The organism is Flagellimonas sp. B-3, assembly GCF_056857835.1.
The window spans coordinates 72,248-91,130 of the sequence record NZ_JBSXNW010000015.1; the positions used below are offsets into that span (position 1 = coordinate 72,248).

An 18,883-nucleotide genomic window follows, 5' to 3' on the forward strand; every position below is an offset into this window, starting at 1 on the left:
AGATGAAAAAACTAATCGCAACCCTATTACTCATCACTTTGCCCGTATTGTCGGCCTCCGCACATTACCTGTGGATTGAGACCAACGGCAACGGAAAACTTGGTCAAAAACAAGAAATCCGTGTACATTATGGCGAATACACCTATGGTGTGATTGAAAAAGTGAAGGGAGAAGCTTTTCCCTTGGTTTCAAAATTCACATTATGGGTCATTGCTCCGGATGGCACAAAAACTGAATTGAGCACCGAAGCTAAGGAAGACCATTACCTTGCCAGCTTTACACCATCACAAAACGGCGTGTACACCATCGCATTGAACAACAATGAGATTGATGTGATTGATTATACCGAATACGACTTCGGCATTTTCAAGACACACTATCATTCAACGGCCAAGGTTCTAGTAGGAACAGATGGTGACACAAAAACCGCAAATCCTGAAGGAATTGTAGTGAAGCAATTGGAAAATGATGGGGAGGAAATCAAGCTTCAAGTAGTGTACAAAGGAAAGCCATTGGCCAAAAACGAACTTAAGGTCTATGTTTCCGACCTTTGGTCCAAAACATTGTACACCGACGACAATGGAGAGGTTTCCTTTGCCCTGCCATGGAACACCAAATACATCGTGGAAACCACGACCAAGGAAGAAATTCCAGGCACTTATAATGGTGATGACTACGAATTTATTTGGCACTGCGCCACTTATTGTATAAAACGATAACCTATGGCCACCGGGATTAGCTTTCTCACTTTTCTAGCTTTTTATCTACTGTACTGCACATCCCAAAAAATGGCTGCCGTAGATACACTAGGTTTGGAGAAATGGACTGGCACACATAAAAGAGCATCTCAATATGCCAGTTTGGCCCTAATGATCTTATCATTGGGGCTTAGCTGTTTTTACTGGGGCATTGGTTCGGGCACGTTCACCTTTTTTATCCTTTTGATGACGGTTGCCAGTTTGGTGATACTCTTGGCACCCTTGAAGTTGTTGAATTATCGCTTTTTGGGCATCCTGTTTTTATGCTTCATACTATTCGAAACGCTATTGTTTTAAACTATGCCCGCCAATAAAAAATACCTGACTCCATCACCATGGCAACGATTTGCCAAAATATCCGCCGCCATATTTGGTGGATTTATTGTTGCGATTATGTTTCACATGGCTTTGGCCAGTTGGTTCAACCATGTAGCCGTGATCATTACCAGTACATTTTCGGCCTTTGTTTTATGGGCGGTTTTAATGGTAGTTGCCTTTATGGGCAAAAATGGCTGGAAAGTTTGGGGCATTTATCTTTTGGCCAGTATAGTACTCGGCGTCGCATGCTATTTCGGAAACCAAACCAACCCGATTATATAAAACTATGGGAAACCGTATCTACAATATATTGTTCCACACACATACCGTAAGCGGTATTGTAATCAGCGTTGCACTTTATGTAATTTTCTTTACAGGTTCTTTTTCCTTTTTTAGGGACGAGATCGCCAATTGGCAACGTGGGCACACCGTAAGCCAAGAAGATGCCTTGCCCAGTGACATCGACGGTCACCTTAATGATCTTTCCGAAGCATATAACCTGTACGGTCGTGATGTGGAACTACGCCATTATTACAACGAGAGAAGTATTTCTGTTAACCTAGGTGCATCCAAAGATTCGTTGGCTTCGGAAGATGATCGGGCTCCTGTATTCTTTTATTTGGATCCCGTTGCCAAAACCAAAACGGAAACCTATGCGGACAACTATCATTTGGGGGAATTCCTGTACCGCCTGCACTTTTTAGATCAAATCCCCTACCCCTACGGGAGATATTTGTCGGGGTTGGTGGCATTCTTCTTTCTATTTGCCATCATCACGGGAATTTTGGTACATTGGAACAAGATCGTTTCCAAATTTTACACCTTCCGACCTTGGGCCAAGCTCAAAACCATGTGGACCGATGCCCATACAGCCTTGGGAGTGATAGGGTTCCCGTTTCAGTTCGTATATGCGGTTACCGGAGCTTTCTTTTTGCTCAAAGGTATTTTGATTCTTCCGGTTGTGATGGGACTATATGATGGAGACCAGAACAAATTGTACGAAGACCTGGAATACAACCATCCAGTTTACGAATTTCAGAACGAAAAATTGGCCAACACCATCAATTTAGACCAATATGTGGATGAAATGAAGGCAGATTGGGGCGATTTTAGAGTGACGGAAACCCACATTTTTAACTACGGAGACAAAAATATGCATGCCGCCATCAGCGGATATCTTGGTTACAAAACCAAACTGAATGGTTTGGGATATCGTATTTATAAAGTAGCAGATGGCTCTATTGCCCAAGAAAAGGTACCCACCACCAACAATTCGTACTTGGATGGGGTAAAAAACATGATGTTCCGCCTACATTTTGGCGATTACGCCGGTTATGGGTTACGTGTAATGTCTTTTATTCTTGGGTTGGTATCGTGCTTTGTTATACTCTCAGGAATTATGATATGGTTAGTGGCACGGGACAAAAAGAACATCCCGGAAAAGCGTCGTAAGTTCAATAAACAAGTTGCCAATTGGTATATGGCGATATGCCTTAGCTTGCTTCCCGTTACCGCTTTGGAATTCATTATTGTAAAGTTTCCACCAGAAGTGAATATGGGTTTTCTCTACCAAACGTATTTCCCCATCTGGTTGGTGGCCACGGTGTTCTTTATCCTTAAAAAGGATATCGCCTTCACCAACAAATGGACATTGATTTCAGGAGGAATTTTGGGTTTATTGGTTCCGATCGCTAACGGAATTGCCACGGGAAATTGGTTATGGACAGCCTATCAAAATGGACATCAGCAAATTCTTTTGGTGGATCTGCTATGGTTGCTTTTAGGTATTGTTTCCCTTTGGATTGCCTTCTTTAAACTGACAACCAAAAGGTCCGAACTGGTTCCGAGCAAAAGCTAGCTCTTGTAAAATCCTTTGTGGTTAACGGATTTGGCTTCTTGTAATAGTTCAACAACAATCTTGCCGTCAATTTCGTCCATATTAAAATACCGTAGGGACTTCATTACTTTTCTGCCATCGGTCACCAATTTATCCAAATGGACGGTAAGGTGTGCCGAATTCCAAAGGCACATATCCACATAGCCTTTTTTTCGGGAGGCGTTGAAGTAACAGAAGGGTTTATCGTTCAAGTAATAGAATGGCAACCTATATTTGAAGTCCAGCCTTACCTCGGGCACTGTGGTTTCTACCAACACTTGTAATTGGATCAAAATGCTTTTGAACGGTTCGGGTTGATTAAGAATGTAATCTTCTGCTGGGTTCATATACAATTTCCGTAGCGGTATCCTATTTGCTTTTGAATAGTTTTTTTACCAATTTCATTAAAAAAACAGCTACAAAACCTATGACCAGCCCAACCAGAAAATCTTTCAATAAACTGGGGATACCAGGAAACAGATGATGAAGATAATCTATGTTGTGATTGAATATTCCCCCAGACACCAATAGCAGGGCCAGGGTACCCACAATAGAAAGGCCCTTTATGATATGGGGCAGTGCATTCACCAATACCCCGCCCACTTTGTCAGAGAAACTATCGTCACGGTCATTGAGACGAATAAGTCTGTACCCATAATCGTCCATCCGAACGATCAAGGCCACAACGCCATACACACCAACGGTGGCCAACAGTGCCACCACGGAAACGGTTGCAATTCGAATGGTCAGCGTTTCGTTGACCACGGTGCTCAATGCAATGATGACAATTTCAATGGAAAGGATAAAATCGGTAACAATGGCCTGCTTTATTTTTTTTTGCTCCAGTTCGGGCAATTCCTCTTCTGGAATATCAATAGGGTCTTCTGCATGGCCTTCCTCCTTACGATGAAAAAAGTACTCATATATTTTCTCCGCTCCTTCATACGCAAGGTACACCCCTCCTAAAATAAGTATGATTGTAATTGCTGTGGGGAGATAGGCACTCAATAAAAATGCGATGGGCAAAATAATTAACTTATTCAGAAAAGAGCCTTTGGTTATGGCCCAAAGCACCGGAATTTCCCTGTTGGACAAAAAACCAGTCGCTTTTTCGGCGTTTACCGCCAAATCATCACCCAAAATGCCTGCTGTTTTTTTTGTAGCAACTTTACTCATCGTTGCCACATCGTCCATAAGTGCAGAAATATCATCCAAAACAGCAAAAAAACCTGAAGCCATATATGTGTTTTATGGTTAAAGAAACTTCATTGATCGGAAGCAAAATAAACAAATCGAAGCATATTGGTGTATTAAAAAATCTAAAAATACTTTGATTGCCATGTTATTTAACTCCTTCCAAGGACAATAAAGTGGTAACCCAAACAATTACAGAGGAAAAGAAGATTCCTATGGTATTGGCTGCAAAGGCCTCCCGTTTTTTCATTTTGAAAAGGTACGCCGCTATACTGCCCGCATACACCCCTGTGCCAGGCAAAGGAATCATCACGAACAGGACAATACCCAAAAAACCAAACCGCTGTACCTTTTTTCCAGACCCTTTCTTGGCCCTTTGGCCCACATAAACAGCAGATTTCTTATAGAATCGCCATCTGATCAAATACCGATTGATGTGCTCCAAAAAAAACATCATAATAGGGAACACCAATACATTGGCCAAAAAACAGGCTATAAAAACCATATACTCGTTCACCCCTTGGTACATGCCATAGGGTATGCCAACTTTGGCCTCCCCAAAAGGAGATAGGCTCCACAGTATTGCTATGATCAAATCTTTATGCAAGGAATACCAATTTTTACAACCGACAAACCTAGTGAGGATTTTACTTATTTCCACTTTTGGAAACCTTAAATATTTATTAATTGTGATTTCCGAACAATACCACCAATACCAAAAAACATGTAACTACTTTACCCTCAGGTTAACAGTTTGTAAAATATACTTCTTGCGATTGAAGCATATTATATAGTTTTATAGTTTTGACAAAACCATCAACATGAAATTCCAAGCTTTTTTTGCCTTATTTCTCGTAACCTCCACTCTATTTGCACAAGAGCATTCGCACCAAAGTTCCAGAACCCTTGTTTTTCCTGATGTACCTGGATACAAAACCTTAAAGACAGACTTGCACCAGCACACTGTTTTTTCAGATGGCAATGTTTGGCCCAATATTAGGGTAATGGAAGCCCTTCGGGATAATTTGGATGTGATTTCGCTTACCGAACACCTTGAATACCAGCCCCACGCAGCAGATATTCCCCACCCCAATAGGAACAGATCGTACGAAATTGCACTTAATGAGGCCAAAGACCATGATCTGCTAATTGTTCATGGGTCCGAAATTACCCGCCAGGCACCCATGGGGCATAGCAATGCCATTTTTATAGCAGATGCCAACAAACTTTTAAAAGACGAGGCCGAAGAATCGTTTGCAGAGGCCAAAAAGCAAGATGCCTTTGTATTTTGGAACCATCCCGCATGGTATGCCCAATCGCCAAGTGGAAACCCTGTTTTAAGCGATTTTCAAAAAGAGCGGATTAAAAAGGGAGAGTTGCACGGTATTGAGGTCATCAACACCGGGGATTATGCCGAAGAATCATTAGCCCTAGCCCTTGAAAATAATTTGACCATTATGGGCACCAGCGATATACATGGCCTTATTGATTGGGATTATGTAGAAAAGGGGCACGACCGCCCCATAACCTTGGTTTTTGCCAAAGAAAGGTCTATTGAATCCTTAAAAGAAGCCTTATTTGCAGGAAGAACGGTCGCTGTTTTTAATTCGCTTTTGGTTGGAAAAGAAGAAAATCTGGTTCCTTTACTCAATGCTTCATTACAATTTGAAGAAGCCAAATACATTGACAACACTTCCATTTTAGGGATTACCTTAAAAAATGTGACCAGCAGCGATTTGATATTCGAAAACCAAATGCCTTACACCTTCTATTCCAGTTCGCCGGTTTTTACAGTACCGGCCGGGAGCACCAAAACCCTACAGATCAAAACGCTGGAAAAAAAGGCCGACCTAAAAATAAAGCTCAAAGCATTAGGGGCTTATACTGCTCCCAAAGAGCATCCGATCGTTACTTGGGATATTAGATTGGAGGAATAGTTTAAGCTACAGAGGAAAAAGAGGACCCGTTGATTACCTGGTCAAAGCCTGTCAATATTTTGCTGACGTACTCTTTTGGGGTTTTATCTGAGATAGACACCCATTTTTTGTCCACATCAACATTAAAGTGAAAACAGGAAAAGTCTGTATCAACATCCAATCGGGACAACAGGAATCGCATGATTCTAGGTCTGAGGCTGTATTCCAAATCGATACAGATTCTTTGCATTGCTGGATTGTCATCTCCAGAAAACACCCAATTGAACGTCACAGGCTTTTAAGGATTAGGACATACAATATACTAAAAAGCAATGCATTACCAACCTCTGGAAGGTATTTTTGGCTAAAAGGCTATTCTTTTCCGTCAACATAATCTTGAAGATAGGCATACCGAGGGGTGAGCTTTCCATTTTGGGTCATGCGGGCCCGATCGAGAATCCCATCCTTATCGTTGTTAAAGAAGGACGGAATTACATGCTTGGAAAATGCTTCTCCAAAACCTACGCTTGCATCTCGGGGCAATTCACAAGGCAAGTTGTCCACGGCCATTACGGCAATGGCACTTTCATTCTTAAAGTCGGTTTCCGTTTCGGATAAGGGGTCGTACCCATAAATGGGTTCTGCTATGGTAGACGGGCGAATGGTTGAAGCCACAGGACCATCGATATCGCAACTGATATCGGCCACTACTTTTATGTTAAAATCGGGGTGCTTAGCATCCTCACGAGTATATAAATAAGGGGCTCCATCCCCATAAAAATGACCTGCTATATAAAAATCGGTCACCTTGGCAAAGCGGAAAAAGTCGGATTCGTATAATTTTGGGTTTTGGAAAAAATCGGCTTTACTGCCTTTGGTTCCATCTTTACGTTTGGTGTAATGGGACACATCTATTTGGCAATAGACAGGTTCGTTGAATGTGTCGGATAAGTATTCGCCAGGAGCCACTTGCTTTACCCCCATGGCATCGAGCATTTCCTTCGCGCCATTGCCCACTCTCCCTTTACCTGTCAGCAATATTTTGATGCTGGGAAGTTCTATCTTTTTCAATTCGACGATAAGTGCCTGTTGGTCCAGAAGTGACTCGGCCTTGGGCAATTGAAACAAATCGTATTTAAGACCGTACGCCCTGAATCCATTGTAGGCACCTACGATGCCAGCATATCTGCCAAAGGCCACAAGTCTACTCCCTTTTTGGTTCGTTATCACTTCGTGATCGTACAATTCGATGTTCTTCTCCAAAATGGCTTGAAGGAGTTCGCGGTTATAGGGTTGTTTTTTAATGGTATGGGAAAAGAAAAAGTATTTTTTATGGGGAATCAATGCATCGATAGGTACTTCCTTGACACCGAGGAGTACTTCACATGTCCCCACATCCTTGACCACATTTAGGCCTTTATCGGCATATTCTTGGTCTGAAAATACCCGAATAGGTGATGATTCGACCAAAATTTGGGCTTCCGGATATGTGGAAAGGACATTTTGGCATGCTTCTGGGGATAGCACTACCCTGCGATCGGGCGGATTTTTACGTTCCCTGATGATTCCGAACTTCATATATGATTTTGGTATAATTGTTGACCAAAATAAGAGTAATAGGCAGGGTAAGCAAACTTTTTATTGTTTGATGGATATAAGTTACCTTTGCCGACCGCGTTAGGCATTTCGACTGCGCTCAATGTGACAAAGGTGGTTTACAAACCAAAATTTGCGTTAGGGATAGAGGCAGGTACCTTGTACGGCCGATAGCCCGACCGAAATGTTGCGAAGCAATGTTTTGGTAACGCCCGTATTGCGAAAAGCGTTCTTTGATAAAAAAGTGAGAGATTCCTGCCTTCGCAGGAATGACATTATGGGGCCGACCGGTTTTGACAGCAAGACCAATGGCGATGTAAGCATGTCGAGCGCTGGGATATAGCTCGTAAATCTCATGTTTCACACTTTTAATTGGCGAAAATAATTACGCTCTTGCCGCATAATCTGAATTATAGTAGGATGTGCCTCGTCCCTACAAGGTAGGGAAGCGAGATGTTCCTGAATAGCCCTTGTTGACGGCGATTCGTTTAGGAGCACCAAAAAAGTCAACACAAGGGTGTCCGTTCGCTTTGGCGACACCTCTAAAACCTAAAGAAGCTAAGTGTATATTAGGCCGTATCTGGTCAGGTATGCATCGAAAATTAAGCAGATACTAAGCATGTAGAAAGCATGGTTATTGCTTGTTTGGACGAGGGTTCGAATCCCTCCGGCTCCACTAGAACACCATCAAAACACAACAGCAAACCTGTAAAATACTGATTTACAGGTTTTTTTGTTTTATTTAGTTTCATTTGATATCAAATAATAGCATTAAAAAAGTGACTTATTCGGTGAGTATATTTTAAATCAAAAAACACTCACCGATTTCCTTGTAATCAATTGATTTTGTGTTAAATATAAAAATGGTATTTTTCTTTTTTATATCTTTATTTCTGTTAAAAAAGAGACCAAAAATGAGCCATTCTTTCTCACAGCTATTTTATCTTAAAGGAAAACATTTTGAAAAAGACGTAAAAGTCCCTATATACCTACGTTTAACGGTAAATGGACAACGAAGCGAATTAAGCGTTTCACGAAAAGTTGACCCACAAAAATGGAGTGCTAGGATGGGGAAAATGAAGGGAACGAACTTTGAAGCAAATGAATTGAACCAGTATTTGGATACTGTTAGAAGTAAAATAAATAGAATCCACCGTCAACTTGTAGAGGACAACAAACCCTTCACCTCATCAGATGTGAAAAATTTGTATTTGGGCAAAGGTGAAAAACTTAAAATGCTCTTGGAGCTCTTTGATGAGCATAACCAACAAATGAAGAAGCTGATTGATATTGAATTTGCACTAGGTACTTACAAGCGATATAATACCACAAGAAACCACGTTGCCGAATTTATCAAAACCGAATCAGGTAAATCGGATATTCCCGTCAGGGATGTTGATTTAAAATTCATAAAGGGTTTTGAATTCTTTTTGAAGACAGTTAAAAAATGTAACCATAATTCCGCTTTAAAGTACATAAACAATTTCAAGAAAATCATTCGAATGGCCGTAGCCCATGAATGGATCAATAAGGATCCCTTCTTCAACTACAAAGTACAATTCAAAACTGTGGAAAGGGAGTTCTTGTCCAAGGAAGAACTACAAGCCTTGGTTGACAAGAAAATCAGGGGCGAACGTCTTAATGTTGTACGGGATATGTTTGTCTTCTGTTGTTATACTGGACTATCCTACATTGATGTGCAAAAGCTGCATCCTGATAATATCGTTACCCATATTGATGGAACCCTATGGATTAAGTCCAAGCGTACCAAGACAAAATCCAGATTGGGTATTCCCCTACTCCCAACCGCATTGGCTATTATCAAAAAATACAAAGAACACCCTAAAGTCATGAATGAAGATTGTGTGCTTCCTGTTTTGAGCAACCAGAAGTCCAATGCCTATTTAAAAGAAATTGCTGACCTATGTGGCATAAAAAAGAATCTCACCACCCATTTGGCCAGACATACTTTTGCTACTACCGTGACCTTGTCCAATGGAGTACCCATAGAAACAGTGGGGCAAATGCTGGGACATAAAAATCTTCGCACTACTCAACATTATGCCAAGATTATTGATAGAAAGGTGAGTGAGGATATGGCAGCCTTGAAAGGAATTCTTGCAAAAGAGGGAAGTAGTATAACCAATAAACATGGCTTATCATAGTGGCAGACACATCCCGTTAAAAGTATTATAGTTGATTTTCATTTTTTTATACCGCTAACCCAGACTGGTTGACCGAACCCTGAACCGTGTTCAAATCGGCACATTCAGAGGTAAAACTTATGGGAGTTTTACACCAATAATTTAGGCATTTATTTGACAAACAAAAGTGATTGTACGATTTTTGTCATTCGTGGATTGTAATGGTGCATTCAAGTCTTCCTATAGGATTATTCCCTTAAAATTTCAAATAGGTTCACATTTAAGAACAAATTCTCCACACCTACTTTTTGGGATTTCAGAACACCAATTTTTTCCAATTCCTGCAAATATTCAGCTGCGGTCTGTCTTTTTGCTATGCCTTTGTCCACAATGAACTTTACCTTACAGTAAGGTTGCTCAAACAATAACTCGATAAGTTCTTTGGAATAGACCCGAGCAGGCAATTTTTCCTTTGCAAATGAAATGGTTTCCTGCATTAGTACATTTATGGTGTTTATTTTATCCAACGTATAAACAGCTGTTTCTTCAATCCCCTTCAACATGAACAATATCCATTCCTCCCAATCATGATTTTCGGTGACCCTTCTAAGATTTTTGTAATACTTGTTCTTATTGTCGATGATATATTTGCTCAAATATAGAATAGGCGCATCCAACAGTCCTTTTTCTACCAAGTAAAGGATGTTCAGAACACGGCCCGTCCTGCCATTCCCGTCTGGAAAAGGGTGTATAGCTTCAAACTGGTAGTGCATGACAGCCAATCTTACCAAATCATCCAATCCATCATCTGCGTGTATAAAATCCTCTAAATTTTTAAGTAAATCCCTGATTATTTTTTCGCCCTCCGGAGGAGTATAGATTGTTTTACCGTTGTTTGTAATACTGGTTCCTGTTGTTTTTCGTATACCTGCACTGTTTTCTTTAATGGTCTGTACAATTGAAATAAAAGTATTGGTCGACAGGGGACGCTTGCCCAGATTGTTATACCCTTCCCATAAGGCCTGTCTATATCTCAAAACTTCCTTTGTTTGGGCATCGGTAATATTTGTGTTGGCGGTAAAAGCCTGATATAAGTTGTCTTGGGTGGTAACTATGTTTTCAATCTCGGAACTATCCTTGGCCTCTTGTAAGGTAATAGCATTGACCAGCATTGACTGATTTGGAATTTCATTGGCCCTTCCCTTTAACTCTGCCAATACTCGTGTTGCAGAAATGCCTTGCTTCAGAACCTTTTTGGTTTCAAGCTCATTTATGGGTGGCAACAGGGGTAAATCGTTATATGCTTCTTTTGGATTGTACATGATTTCGACAAATAGATAAAACAATGTCGATGATATCGACATAATGCAAATATATGTCGATATTTTGTATTTTTATCGACATATGTTGTTTTTGTGATAAAAATCTCCAATTCCGGAAGCCTCATTTAAAAATGAACATTGGGAATTAATTGGATTAGCCGGGTAAACTGAGCCACCCACGCCGAATGAATGTGAGCAGTGTAAATCAACTAATTGGACTTGTGGATGGAACGGATGATTGAGACTACTAAAAACGGAAAAATTGAGACACCCAATATTCGGTTGTAGTGATTTGAAAGTTAAACTTTTGTATTAAATTGTGGTGTGCTCAAATTTATCCGGCGAGGGCGGTATACTATGTCTGGCATCCCACCCAAACCATATTTTTTGAATTCACCGATTTGATTAAAGGATTGACTTGAACCCTATTGAAAAAATGGGGGGCATCAGCTTTCAAATACGCCTACAGCTTCCTCAAAATCTTCCTTGATAAATTCCCAGTGCTTTCCTCGTAAACAAATTTGGTCAAAATCAAGTCCCTATCGTGACCATAGGGGTATCGTTGTTTATGTAACTCCAACATATTTCCGATTCCATAATCGGGAAGGAGCTCGTGAAGGTCCCAAAAATCCTTTTTCGTCCTTCCCGTTGGATTACGTCCAGTTTCATGGCAATGATTTCTTCAATGGTGGCCATACGAATTCCATCCTCAATCTTTACGGGCGCAATAAATGTGTCAGTGTAAAATACATCCAACTTGATGGCATGGTTCCTGTCCATGCCGATGAGATAAGATTTTCCCATTCCAGGAAACAAATCCCAAATGTCATCCACATATGCAAATTCGTTGTCCAAATAGGTATCGATAACCCCAAAATCAATGGATTCATAAGGACTATCGGTAAAAAGGTCTAGATCCACCGATTCCCGATGACCCACCTGCAGACTAAGGGAAGTTCCGCCCACCAATCGAAAATCCCCAAATTCATTTGTGCTCATCAATTTGACAAGGCTATCTTTAAGTAAATCATTTACGGTATTGTAGTACAGCATTGTAAGGCCTTAACGCTAAGGTGAAGAATGGTTTTCTTTCAAAGAGTTGGCCACGGCGGCTACTTTTTTTGGACCGTAAAATCGGGATATTTCCTTTTTCTCCTGGACATTACCACGTTCGAGAACACGACGGATGACCGCTTTGTAACGCCCTTCCCAATCGATGCTCTCGATATCCGTATCCCAGAACAAGGATTTACGCAAAATCGAGAAATCAGGCTTCCTTCCAGGCATCCCTTCCTTCTCTTTTTTAATGTCGTAAAATGCCTGTAAAAGAACCAAACTGCCTTCCTGCAATTCCAGCTTATCCTCAATCTTAAGGGCCAATGCCGTGTTCAAGTCGCGCTTTCCCCTTATAATGGCATTGAGGGTCTGCGGATGCTCCCCTAGCCCTATGGCAAAGGGACGTTGTTTAAGGGACCGTTTTTTTAGCTCCCTCTTGAGTACCCGACCCGGGTGAATTCCCTGATATTTTTCAGCATACGAGTTCATACAATAAATATAAACAAAAATGTTTACATTTTAACACGAAACATATCCTTCCACGAATCTACTTCCAAGAGAATTCGACCTTCCTGCCCCATTTAGTTCCTTACAGTTACAGGACCAGTTTTTCATTATCTCCCAAAATATATTTCGGAAATATATGCACAAACCGGTAGCTGTGGCAAGGCTTTATAGAAAAGGAGATCTTATATTTGTACAAACCGATTAATAGCCATTGTTGATAAGAAGCCTTTCTATTTGGATTTCCGTTATTCTCCATTTTGGGAGAGTTACAAAACAAAAAAAATCTGTTCAACAACCCCCAAACAGTAGGGCCCTTTTTAAATCACCAACTTTTTGTAACGAAACCTTCCATAGAAAAAATCACGCATTTGCAAAACTTTGAACGTTTGTTTATCTATCCAAAATTCGCTCCATTGTTTTTCATTGTGGTCTATTTTCAGCACCCAACAGTTGAATTTTACAGCATTGAACTCTAAAACTTCTTCTCTCACTTTTTCATATACATAGTATTGAGGTGGTGTTTTAGAACCGGGATGGTAAAAATTAAGCACAAATTTTTCCTGCTTTTTTAAAGGCAACATGCTCAGAATTTCCAGGTCTAATTCCCAATTGAAAGCTAAGCCTGTACCTTCCATGCTAAAGGCTTCAACATTATGTTTTAAAGTGTCTGCATGAGAATGTATGCTGTTTTGTTCAAAGCTGTAATAGGTCTTTTCAGGCTGACGTTTTTCAAATGAAGTTTTGATAATTTCTTCGGTTATCGGTTTAAAGTTTTGATCGACGTGAATACTATACTTGTAAACATCTTTTACACCATGTCTTGTCCAATCCAAAGTGTAGGATCCGTCAGGTTTTTGTTGAATTCTTCTATCCCAGATTTCAAAATTTTGCTTTGTAGTGCCGGATTCATTTTGAAAATAAACCGCATAGGTATTTTGTCCTAAGTAAAGTTGTTCAGACTTTAGTTTGTGGTTTTGGGTGTTGATGCTATCGGTTTGGCTGAAGGAAAAACAGCCTGTCAGCAAAATTATATATTGTACTATTTTATTCATGGCATTAACTTTTATACTAAATGATTTGTCTTACCTTGAGGAGGTACTCATTTGTTTTAAAACAGTATTGAGATAATTCAGTGTATTATTCTCGTAGGTCTTACGGCTTTGCTCCACTTTATCAGCTATTTGTTCAAAGCCTTGTTCTATATCATTTTGGTCTATTACGGCACCATTTCTGAGCACACTGTAAATGTTTGAAGTTTGGGTAATATCTTTCAAAGGGTTTTCGTTTAGAATCAATAAATCTGCATAATAACCTGGTTTTATCAATCCATATTCATCTTGTAATCCCAGAATTTCAACAGCATTAATAGTAGATGATTTGACAGCATCTAATGGATTTAGACCCAATTCTTCAACTAATAACCTAAGTTCATCATGTAATCCTGCTCCGGGTATAATTCCCGTTACTCCACAATCTGTACCTGAAATGACTGCACTATTTTCAGCAATTTTTTCTGCAAAAGACCGTAAAGGTGTGATGAGACTATCCCATTGTACGGGTTGCTCCAAAGCTTGTATAGCAAATTGAATATTCCATTGCTCTATAAGTGTTGGTGACAGGTATTTTCTATAGGTAGGTTTTTGATTTAAGGTATCATTAAGCAAGTCTATCAATTCTGATTTTGGCCTAAGCCTGTATTGATTTGTAGCTAAAAGCGTCGGTGAAAAAAAAGTTTTGCTCTGTTTGATGGCAACGAGTATATCTGTGACCTCTTTTTCATTGGCCTTTAAAGCTTGAAAGAAAACATCATGCTCTATAGACTTAATGTTTTGCTCAACAGCAAATTCAATTCCAATATTTTGATCAATATGTCCGGTAAATGGTAGGTCGTATTTAGCGCAGGCTTCAGATATGGCTTTAAATATTTCCTGTGATTTTACAGTTCTTACTTTTATAAAATCTACACCGACTTTATGTAGCGAATCCACAACAGCATACGCCTGGTTTTCCGTATCAATCGCTATTCGGTCTTCAACATAGTCAGGACCAAGGATTTGTTTGTAAAGCCCGTAAAATCGAGGAGATTCTAAAATTGGTCCTGCAGTTTTAATCTTTGGAAAACGAGTCTCTTCAGAACTATTGCCTTTGCTTCTCCAGGCTTTCAGTTCTGGCCAGTTTCCACCCATATCTCTTACACCGGTAACGCCATTTAATACAAATAGGGGTATAGATTCCTCCCCTATCATAGAAAGATGTACGTGCATGTCCCAAAGTCCAGGTAAAATATATTTACCGGAATAATCTATCAATTTTGTGGCATCATATTTTCTGTTGTTATCGTGCGGAAGGATGCTATCAATCTTATGGTTCACAATAAGAATATCCATGGCATTATTTACTTTTCCTGTTTCAACATCAATGATATTGACATTGGAAACTACAAAATCAGCTTTCATTGTTTTAGTACATCCAATCAATGCGATAAGGCCTAAAAACAGCACTAACATTTTAGAATTCATAAACTTATTTTTAATTGATTTTTTCAGTTAATGATGTTTTCTAAAGAATTCTGTAATTTCATCATTGATCTTTTTGTCTGTCCCATGACCTATGTTTTTGTATGTTTTCATAATTGCAGGAATGCCACTTTTCTCATAAATCTCAATTGAATTATGCCATCTTGTAGGCATCATTTCTTGACCAAGGACCTTATAAACTAAAGCTCTTTCTGTTATACTATACCCGTCATCATACAAAACAGCGTCATTTGTATCAAGTTCTCCCATAAACCATAATTGTGGAAGCTTTTTAAACGTATCAATACTAGGTTTTATGCCTGTAACACTATAAACATCGGCGATACCAATTGGGAATTTTAGTATATCATTTTCAATTTTATTTTTGGGCGCTATCAATAAGCCATTCAACCCACCAGCAGCAACAGCTTTCAGTTTTTCCGGATGTAACATAGAAAAACGATTTGCAAATGTGCCAGATGCAGAAAAACCAGTCATAAAAAAACGGTCATCAATATTAATTCCCATTTTAATCAGTTCCTTTCTAGCATTTTTAACCATATGTAATAGCTGTAAATCTATTCGTTCAATATTATTGTTCTTTTGATTAAATGTGTCGCTATCGAAAGCATGGGTATAAATTTTCCAGTTAGTTTTAGAACGTGGAAAAACAGGAACTAATAAAGGTGTTTTTAATTTTCTAGAAACATAGTTTCCTAGAGAACTTTTAGAGGCAGCTTGCTTAGCATTCCGTAGATGATCGAAAATTGAATCACTGGCTCCTGTATTTGAGGATTCAACTAGTAACGTATTAATATTATTAAAATCTAAACCTTTTGGAAGGTAAATGTAATAACCAAAATTAAAGCCTTCTTTTGGGTTTGCTTTGAAAAAATAGGTTGAATCTAATTTAAATTCTGGGTTTGTTTGTTTTTCATAGGCTTCGCATTTATTAATACTAACTATGAAAAGAAGTAAAGCTGTGAATATTTTTACATATTTCATTATGGAAAAGTTTATTGTTTCTATTTGATGATTTTTTCTAATCGGTTGTCATTGTGGCAGTAACAGTTACTAAAAATGAAATGGCACTGTTTTAATAAATGCAAGGATTTAGTGATAATCTGGATGTATTTGTGATGAATAGTAAACTTTTTGTTCCATTTGTAAATAATCAACTTTTCTTCGATTGAATGAATTTCATAACAACTTCTCGAAATTGCTCGGGCTGGTCCAAAAAGGACTCATGTGCCGCATTTTGAATAATTTCAAGTTTTGAATTCGCTATCAGTTTATGGGCATCTTCCATTTCATCCGGTACTGATATCGCATCATATCTGCCGGTAATCAATAAAATAGGCTTTTGGATCTTAGGTAAAATAGCCCATAGTGGTGTTTGTTTATTTTCGTCCCATAACTTTTTTTCCGCATACCAAAGTTTATCACCTACAAACTTATTGTCCTTATTGTTCAAGTACTTGATGGGGTTATAGGGCCGAGCAAAAACAGTTTTGAAAACCATACCTAAACCTATTTTACGCTTGGTCGGATCAAAAGCATAGTCAACATATGCATTCCACCTCTTGGAATCTTCTGCCGTGTGGATAGAATCCCTATCCATCATCCACTCAAATGCCTCTTCCCAATAGCTTGTATTCATATTATGGGCCATTTTTTCCAGAGCTAAATTTTTGAGATATAGTGGACGGTAGTAATTGTACCTTTTTGAAGAAAAATCTGTGGTAATGGGCGTATTAAAAGCTATACCTCCTGCGACAAAAGCACTTTCTTGGGGGTATCTACCCAATGTTTCCAGCACATGCCTACCCCCATTGCTGTGACCAAATAGATATATCCTGGCATTGAATCTTTCTTTCAAGGATTTCGCAATCGCTATGATATCCTTCAGGTTTTGAATTTGATTTATGCTAGCAGTATCTATTTTCTTTAGTGGTTTATTAAGACCTCTTTGATCAAAATATGCAATGGCAACTTGCTCTTCCAATGTTCTTTTCCATTTCGGATAATTGGAACGTCCAAAATCGATTCCATTTTCTGCATCACCCCCTTGTACATACAATAGAATGGTCTTATCATCTAAGTTTCCTCGAACAAATACCGGTAAATTTTTAGAGGAAGGTTCCACATAGTAAAACGCTTTGATGTGTTGAGCTGTAGCTACATTACAAAGCAGGAATATTAGAAATGTCACTATACGTTTCATGTTATTTAATTAGGGTTGTTAATGATCAATTTTAATTCCGTCAATTTTTCTAGGTTTCCAGTAAGGATCTTTTTCCGGTATCCCTTTTGTATTAAAATCGTGCAGCCAATAACCTGTAAATGCATTGTCTTTTAGGGTTACATACAAGTCAATGAACATTGGGGAAACTGCTATTAAGTGCACTTTATCTCCTTTAATAGTTGAAACTGTAATGGGACATGTTATCTTTTTTTTGCTTCTTTTAAATGTAAGTGAGCCAGAGATGATGGCATTGCTGTCCAACGTAAGCTGCAACATGCCCTTAGTGTCCTTATTTCGTAATGAACTTGTTTCTATTTGCCATGAACCCAATAGATTTTCTGTTTGCGTTTTCGTGAACTCCTTTTCTTCCAAAAACAATTCGGCAATACTTTGTGCCTCCCTGGCATTAAAAAAAACATGATCGCCCGTATTGGCCAGATAGGCAAAGACCAATTCTTCTTCGGGGTACATAATGAGATGGGCTACGCTTGTTGGCAAAGATCCACTATGAAAGACCACTTTACTTCCCAGCCGATTCACACCGGTTTCCCAACCCAAGCCGTAATAGGTTTTGGTTCCATTGTTAAGTTGGCATGTACTGGTCAACAGTTCTCGTGTTTCTTGGTTTACATACTTATCGCTAATTAACATATCGCCCATCTGTACTAAATCATTAGCGGTTGATAAATAGCCTCCGCCGGCATACATAAAGCTTCTATTTTCAGCGGGGGCAAGCTTTCTCTTCTTATCGTACACGTAGAATTTGGAGGTGTTATCAACGCTTTTGTCTGGATAATCAAAAGTTGTATTGCCCATTCCCAGTTCACTCCATGTATTTTCCATCAGGGTAAAGAACGATGTATCCGATGCCTTCTCCATCACTGCACTTAAAAGCACCCAACCATAACTTGAGTATAGATATTGACTGCCAGGTTCAAATAGTAAATCATCATTTTGAAAGTTTTCCAATGACGCCATTACAGTATTATAGTGCTTAGTGTTAAACTCAGGGTCACTCTCATTATAGTGCCTAATACCTGAAGTGGATGACGCTAAGTGCCTTGCCGTTATCACAAAATTTTTATCCGGGAAAGTGGGCAAATACGTTCTTATATCTTTATCCATGTCCAATTGATCTGATTCGATCAGTTTGCCCAAAGCCATAGCTGTCATCGGCTTTGAGACACTGGCCACCCTAAACTTTGTAACGGCAGTTACCTTTACCTTATTTTCCAAATCGCTTACCCCAAAACCTTCGGACCATACCAACTGACCTTCGACCATCACGGCTACTTGGCAACCAGGTATATTGGTTTGCTCTCGATGGGCTTCAATTAAAAAGCGTGCCTTATCTATTGCTTTCGTATAGTTTTGTGCTACAATGGCGTGTAGCCCCAGCAGCAATAGGCCAATGATCGTTAAGGTTGTTTTCATA

At 39.3% G+C, this 18,883-nt stretch carries 19 protein-coding genes and 1 other RNA gene; 7 read left to right on the top strand and 13 right to left on the bottom strand.

What is annotated here, in order from left to right; translation table 11 throughout:
* Positions 1-2 precede the first annotated feature (2 nt).
* From AC13CS_RS03010 to AC13CS_RS03025, 4 genes are all read left to right on the top strand, one after another.
* Positions 3-719, top strand: coding sequence for a DUF4198 domain-containing protein (locus AC13CS_RS03010; protein WP_293169030.1), 717 nt, complete (start codon positions 3-5; stop codon positions 717-719).
* 69 nt (positions 720-788) lie between these two features.
* Positions 789-1,055: a hypothetical protein gene (locus tag AC13CS_RS03015; protein WP_293169032.1), complete on the top strand. Its 267-nt coding sequence runs from the start codon at positions 789-791 to the stop codon at positions 1,053-1,055.
* Between the two features lie 3 nt (positions 1,056-1,058).
* Positions 1,059-1,358 (top strand): hypothetical protein, encoded by a 300-nt coding sequence (locus AC13CS_RS03020; protein WP_293169034.1) that lies wholly within the window; start codon positions 1,059-1,061, stop codon positions 1,356-1,358.
* Between the two features lie 4 nt (positions 1,359-1,362).
* Positions 1,363-2,934 (top strand): PepSY-associated TM helix domain-containing protein, encoded by a 1,572-nt coding sequence (locus AC13CS_RS03025; protein ID WP_293169036.1) that lies wholly within the window; start codon positions 1,363-1,365, stop codon positions 2,932-2,934.
* On the opposite strand, the gene AC13CS_RS03030 is transcribed toward AC13CS_RS03025, so the two are convergent.
* The 3 genes from AC13CS_RS03030 to AC13CS_RS03040 all read right to left on the bottom strand — a co-directional run bounded on the left by AC13CS_RS03030 (position 2,931) and on the right by AC13CS_RS03040 (position 4,753).
* A complete protein-coding gene (locus AC13CS_RS03030) occupies positions 2,931-3,299 on the bottom strand; it encodes a DUF1801 domain-containing protein (RefSeq protein ID WP_293169038.1) in 369 nt (122 codons plus the stop codon). The genes AC13CS_RS03025 and AC13CS_RS03030 overlap by 4 nt on opposite strands.
* Before the next feature lie 22 nt (positions 3,300-3,321).
* Entirely contained in the window at positions 3,322-4,191 is an 870-nt protein-coding gene (locus AC13CS_RS03035; RefSeq protein WP_293169040.1) for a DUF808 domain-containing protein, read from the bottom strand.
* A gap of 103 nt (positions 4,192-4,294) precedes the next feature.
* Positions 4,295-4,753, bottom strand: a complete 459-nt coding sequence (locus AC13CS_RS03040; protein WP_163626030.1) for a COG2426 family protein — start codon at positions 4,751-4,753, stop codon at positions 4,295-4,297.
* A gap of 214 nt (positions 4,754-4,967) precedes the next feature.
* On the opposite strand from AC13CS_RS03040, the gene AC13CS_RS03045 reads away from it, so the two are divergent.
* Positions 4,968-6,083: an Sb-PDE family phosphodiesterase gene (locus tag AC13CS_RS03045; protein ID WP_293169043.1), complete on the top strand. Its 1,116-nt coding sequence runs from the start codon at positions 4,968-4,970 to the stop codon at positions 6,081-6,083.
* Position 6,084: 1 nt separating this feature from the next.
* Here the strand turns inward: AC13CS_RS03045 and AC13CS_RS03050 are convergent, their stop codons facing one another.
* The gene (locus AC13CS_RS03050) at positions 6,085-6,354 is read right to left on the bottom strand and encodes a hypothetical protein (protein ID WP_293169045.1); all 270 of its coding nucleotides are present in this window, start codon (positions 6,352-6,354) and stop codon (positions 6,085-6,087) included.
* An 80-nt stretch (positions 6,355-6,434) separates the two neighbouring features.
* Positions 6,435-7,640, bottom strand: coding sequence for an NAD(P)-dependent oxidoreductase (locus AC13CS_RS03055; protein ID WP_293169047.1), 1,206 nt, complete (start codon positions 7,638-7,640; stop codon positions 6,435-6,437).
* A gap of 297 nt (positions 7,641-7,937) precedes the next feature.
* Here AC13CS_RS03055 and ssrA point away from each other — a divergent pair.
* Positions 7,938-8,337: a transfer-messenger RNA gene (ssrA, locus tag AC13CS_RS03060) on the top strand.
* A gap of 235 nt (positions 8,338-8,572) precedes the next feature.
* On the top strand, positions 8,573-9,823 hold the full coding sequence (locus AC13CS_RS03065; protein ID WP_482888395.1) for a site-specific integrase: 1,251 nt from the start codon (positions 8,573-8,575) through the stop codon (positions 9,821-9,823).
* A 227-nt stretch (positions 9,824-10,050) separates the two neighbouring features.
* Here the strand turns inward: AC13CS_RS03065 and AC13CS_RS03070 are convergent, their stop codons facing one another.
* The 8 genes from AC13CS_RS03070 to AC13CS_RS03105 form a co-directional block, all read right to left on the bottom strand.
* Positions 10,051-11,166: a Fic family protein gene (locus AC13CS_RS03070; RefSeq protein WP_293169051.1), complete on the bottom strand. Its 1,116-nt coding sequence runs from the start codon at positions 11,164-11,166 to the stop codon at positions 10,051-10,053.
* 489 nt (positions 11,167-11,655) lie between these two features.
* Positions 11,656-12,123: a nucleotidyl transferase AbiEii/AbiGii toxin family protein gene (locus AC13CS_RS03075; RefSeq protein ID WP_293169053.1), complete on the bottom strand. Its 468-nt coding sequence runs from the start codon at positions 12,121-12,123 to the stop codon at positions 11,656-11,658.
* A 69-nt stretch (positions 12,124-12,192) separates the two neighbouring features.
* The gene (locus AC13CS_RS03080; RefSeq protein WP_293169055.1) at positions 12,193-12,669 is read right to left on the bottom strand and encodes a DUF6922 domain-containing protein; all 477 of its coding nucleotides are present in this window, start codon (positions 12,667-12,669) and stop codon (positions 12,193-12,195) included.
* A gap of 335 nt (positions 12,670-13,004) precedes the next feature.
* Positions 13,005-13,739 (bottom strand): DUF3108 domain-containing protein, encoded by a 735-nt coding sequence (locus tag AC13CS_RS03085; RefSeq protein WP_293169057.1) that lies wholly within the window; start codon positions 13,737-13,739, stop codon positions 13,005-13,007.
* A gap of 30 nt (positions 13,740-13,769) precedes the next feature.
* A complete protein-coding gene (locus tag AC13CS_RS03090) occupies positions 13,770-15,206 on the bottom strand; it encodes an amidohydrolase family protein (protein WP_293169059.1) in 1,437 nt (478 codons plus the stop codon).
* A gap of 27 nt (positions 15,207-15,233) precedes the next feature.
* A complete protein-coding gene (locus AC13CS_RS03095) occupies positions 15,234-16,208 on the bottom strand; it encodes a hypothetical protein (RefSeq protein WP_293169061.1) in 975 nt (324 codons plus the stop codon).
* 169 nt (positions 16,209-16,377) lie between these two features.
* Positions 16,378-17,427 carry an alpha/beta fold hydrolase gene (locus tag AC13CS_RS03100; protein WP_293169063.1) on the bottom strand — a complete coding sequence of 350 codons (1,050 nt, stop codon included), beginning with the start codon at positions 17,425-17,427 and terminating at the stop codon, positions 16,378-16,380.
* An 18-nt stretch (positions 17,428-17,445) separates the two neighbouring features.
* Positions 17,446-18,882: a serine hydrolase domain-containing protein gene (locus AC13CS_RS03105; RefSeq protein ID WP_293169065.1), complete on the bottom strand. Its 1,437-nt coding sequence runs from the start codon at positions 18,880-18,882 to the stop codon at positions 17,446-17,448.
* Position 18,883: the final 1 nt, after the last annotated feature.

Coding starts and splice junctions, on each gene's coding strand:
- AC13CS_RS03010 (WP_293169030.1), top strand. CDS start 3: ATGAAAAAACTAATCGCAACCCTATTACTCATCACTTTGCCCGTATTG.
- AC13CS_RS03015 (WP_293169032.1), top strand. CDS start 789: ATGGCTGCCGTAGATACACTAGGTTTGGAGAAATGGACTGGCACACAT.
- AC13CS_RS03020 (WP_293169034.1), top strand. CDS start 1,059: ATGCCCGCCAATAAAAAATACCTGACTCCATCACCATGGCAACGATTT.
- AC13CS_RS03025 (WP_293169036.1), top strand. CDS start 1,363: ATGGGAAACCGTATCTACAATATATTGTTCCACACACATACCGTAAGC.
- AC13CS_RS03030 (WP_293169038.1), bottom strand. CDS start 3,299: ATGAACCCAGCAGAAGATTACATTCTTAATCAACCCGAACCGTTCAAA.
- AC13CS_RS03035 (WP_293169040.1), bottom strand. CDS start 4,191: ATGGCTTCAGGTTTTTTTGCTGTTTTGGATGATATTTCTGCACTTATG.
- AC13CS_RS03045 (WP_293169043.1), top strand. CDS start 4,968: ATGAAATTCCAAGCTTTTTTTGCCTTATTTCTCGTAACCTCCACTCTA.
- AC13CS_RS03055 (WP_293169047.1), bottom strand. CDS start 7,640: ATGAAGTTCGGAATCATCAGGGAACGTAAAAATCCGCCCGATCGCAGG.
- AC13CS_RS03065 (WP_482888395.1), top strand. CDS start 8,573: ATGAGCCATTCTTTCTCACAGCTATTTTATCTTAAAGGAAAACATTTT.
- AC13CS_RS03070 (WP_293169051.1), bottom strand. CDS start 11,166: ATGTCGATATCATCGACATTGTTTTATCTATTTGTCGAAATCATGTAC.
- AC13CS_RS03075 (WP_293169053.1), bottom strand. CDS start 12,123: ATGAGCACAAATGAATTTGGGGATTTTCGATTGGTGGGCGGAACTTCC.
- AC13CS_RS03080 (WP_293169055.1), bottom strand. CDS start 12,669: ATGAACTCGTATGCTGAAAAATATCAGGGAATTCACCCGGGTCGGGTA.
- AC13CS_RS03085 (WP_293169057.1), bottom strand. CDS start 13,739: ATGAATAAAATAGTACAATATATAATTTTGCTGACAGGCTGTTTTTCC.
- AC13CS_RS03090 (WP_293169059.1), bottom strand. CDS start 15,206: ATGAATTCTAAAATGTTAGTGCTGTTTTTAGGCCTTATCGCATTGATT.
- AC13CS_RS03095 (WP_293169061.1), bottom strand. CDS start 16,208: ATGAAATATGTAAAAATATTCACAGCTTTACTTCTTTTCATAGTTAGT.
- AC13CS_RS03100 (WP_293169063.1), bottom strand. CDS start 17,427: ATGAAACGTATAGTGACATTTCTAATATTCCTGCTTTGTAATGTAGCT.
- AC13CS_RS03105 (WP_293169065.1), bottom strand. CDS start 18,882: ATGAAAACAACCTTAACGATCATTGGCCTATTGCTGCTGGGGCTACAC.